This window comes from Mesorhizobium sp. M0663, from assembly GCF_040320585.1.
GTDB lineage: Bacteria > Pseudomonadota > Alphaproteobacteria > Rhizobiales > Rhizobiaceae > Mesorhizobium.
Window position 1 is genome coordinate 1 of sequence record NZ_JAMYPX010000084.1, and the last position, 2,900, is coordinate 2,900.

Here is a 2,900-nt window from a genome sequence, read left to right on the forward strand (position 1 = left end):
GACGGCGCTGGCCGAGATATGGGCGGAGCTTCTCGGTGTCGAGCGGGTCGGACGCCACGACAACTTCTTCGAACTGGGCGGCCATTCGCTCCTGGCGGTGCAGCTGATGGAGCGGCTGCGGCGGCTGTCGCTGGGGGTGGAGGTGCGTGCCCTGTTCGCCAGGCCGGTGCTGGCCGATCTTGCCGCAAGCCTGGGCAGCCATCACGAGGTGGCGGTGCCTGCCAACCTGATCACCGAACACAGCACGGCAATTACGCCGCAGATGCTGCCGCTCATCGAGCTGGCCCAGCCGGAGATCGACCGGATCGTCGCCACGGTGCCCGGCGGCGTCCGCAACATCCAGGACATTTATGGGTTGTCGCCGCTGCAGGACGGCATCCTGTTCCATCATCTGCTGGCCAGCCGGGGCGATCCATATTTGCTGGTCTCGCAGATGGCGTTTGCCGAGCGCGACCTGTTGGAGCGCTATCTTGGCGCGGTTCAGCAGGTGGTGGACCGGCACGACATTCTGCGTACGGCCTTTGTCTGGGAGGGGCTGTCGAGCCCGGCCCAGGTGGTGTGGCGGCGTGCGCCGCTGGAGGTGACCGAGGTCGAGCTGGATGCGTGTGACGGTTCCGGCGCCGAGGAGTTCAGGCGCCGGTTTGATCCGCGCCGGCACCGCATCGACCTTGGCCGGGCGCCGTTGTTGCGGTTTGTGATCGCGCGCGAGCCCGGCAGCGGGCGCTGGCTGCTGCTGGAGCTGCAGCATCATCTGATCGGGGATCACACGACGCTGGAAGTGATGCATGCCGAGGTGCGGGCCGTGCTGGAGGGACGCGCGCATGAGCTTGCGGCACCGCAGCCGTTCCGCAATCTGGTGGCGCAGGCGCGGCTGGGGGTCGATGCCAAGGCGCATGAGGAGTTCTTCCAGGAACAGCTGGCCGACATCGACGAGCCGACCATGCCGTTCGGGCTGGGCGAGGTGCGCGGCGACGGCAGCGGGGTCGGCGAGGCGCGGCGGATGCTGCCGCAGGCGCTCAACGATCGGTTGCGGGAACAGGCGCGGCGGCTGGGGGTAAGCCTGGCCAGCCTGTGCCATCTGGCGTGGGGGCAGGTGGTGGCGCGCAGCAGCGGGCGAGAGCAGGTGGTGTTCGGCACGGTGCTGTTCGGCCGCATGCATGCGGGCGCGGGCGCCGACCGCGCGCTGGGCCTGTTCATCAACACCCTGCCTGTGCGGCTTGACCTGGACGGGACCGGGGTCGCGGCGAGCGTGCGGACCACGCACGCGCGGCTTTCCGAGCTGCTGGCGCACGAGCATGCCTCGCTGGCGCTGGCGCAACGCTGCAGCGGGGTTGCGGCGCCGGCGCCGCTGTTCGGCGCGCTGTTGAACTACCGCCACAACACGCCGGCGGCCATGACCGGCTGCGGACCGGATGATGTCCTGGCGGGCATGGAATGGCTGGGCGGGGAGGAACGCACCAACTATCCGCTGACCCTGTCGGTGGAGGATTATGGCGAGGCGCTCGGCCTGACGGCGCACGTGGTGGAGCCGGTGTCTGCGGATCGGGTCTGCGGCTACATGCAGCACGTGCTCGAGCAATTGGCGGAGGCGCTGGAGCGGGCGCCCGACAGGCCGGTGCGGGAGCTGGACATCCTGTCGGCCGCCGAGCGGACGTATCTGCTGGAGGATCTGAACCGGACGGCGGCGGCCTATCCGTCGCAGCGGTGCATCCACGAGCTGTTCGAGGCGCAGGTGCGCCAGGCGCCGGAGGCGGTGGCGGTGGTCCATGAGGACGAGCGCCTGAGCTATGGCGAGCTCAACGCGCGGGCCAACCGGCTGGCGCATCACCTGATCGCGCTCGGGGTGAGGCCCGGGGATCGCGTTGCGACAGTGCTGGACCGCTCCGTCGCCCTTGTGGTGGCGCAGCTGGCGATCCTGAAGGCGGGCGGAGTGTATGTGCCGATCGATCGCGCTCTTCCATCTGCGCGACAAGAATGGCTGATGGCCGATTGTGCTGCGCGCCTGGTGCTTAGCGAGAGTGACGATGATGATCTGCTTGAGGTGACGATCCCTGTTCTGGCGATTGAGCCGCTCATGACCGGAGCAGGGTCTAGTGCCGATCCTGGCCTGGCATTGAGCGCCGAGGCTGCCGCTTACGTGATGTACACGTCCGGCTCGACCGGCCTTCCCAAGGGGGTTGTTGTTGCTCACCGTGCGGTCAACCGGCTCGTCATCAACAATGGCTATGCGCAGTTCAGCTCGAGTGATCGTGTGGCGTGGGTGGGCAATCCCGCGTTTGATATCAGTACCCTGGAAGTGTGGGCACCGCTGCTACACGGTTCAAGCCTGGTTGTGATTCCACAAATCGATGTGCTGCAGCCAGAGGTGCTGCGCCGTCTGGTTCAGCAGCATGGCATTACCGTCCTGCATCTGACAGCTGGGTTGTTCAGCCAGAGCGCTGATGATTTAGGCCCGGCGCTGGCAAGCTTGCGGTTGCTATTGGTCGGCGGTGATGCGGTTGATGTGGCGGCAGTAGCACGGGTCTTGAGGGGGAGCCGACCGCAGCATCTCTTGCACTGCTACGGTCCGACCGAGACGACGACCTTTGCGACAGTCTGCGAGATTACCGCGATTGATGAGACGTTTGGCCGGCTCCCGATCGGGCGCCCGATTGCGAACACGCGGTTGTATCTCCTGGACGGTCATGGCGCGCCGGTGCCGTTCGGGGCGGTGGGGGAGCTTTACATTGGCGGGGCGGGGGTTGCGCGTGGCTACCTGAACCGGCCCGATCTGACGGCGGAGCGGTTCATCGCCAGTCCCTTTGTGGAAGGCGATCGGCTGTATAAGACCGGCGATCTGGCGCGTTATCTGCCGGACGGCAATCTGGAGTTTCTGGGCCGCAACGACGACCAGGTGAAGA

Annotated in this window: 1 protein-coding gene; it reads left to right on the top strand. The window is 66.9% G+C overall.

The genetic code is table 11. The features are described 5' to 3' along the window. Positions 1–2,900 (top strand): non-ribosomal peptide synthetase (locus NKI54_RS36095; protein ID WP_352694603.1); only part of this gene is annotated, 2,900 nt, incomplete at both ends.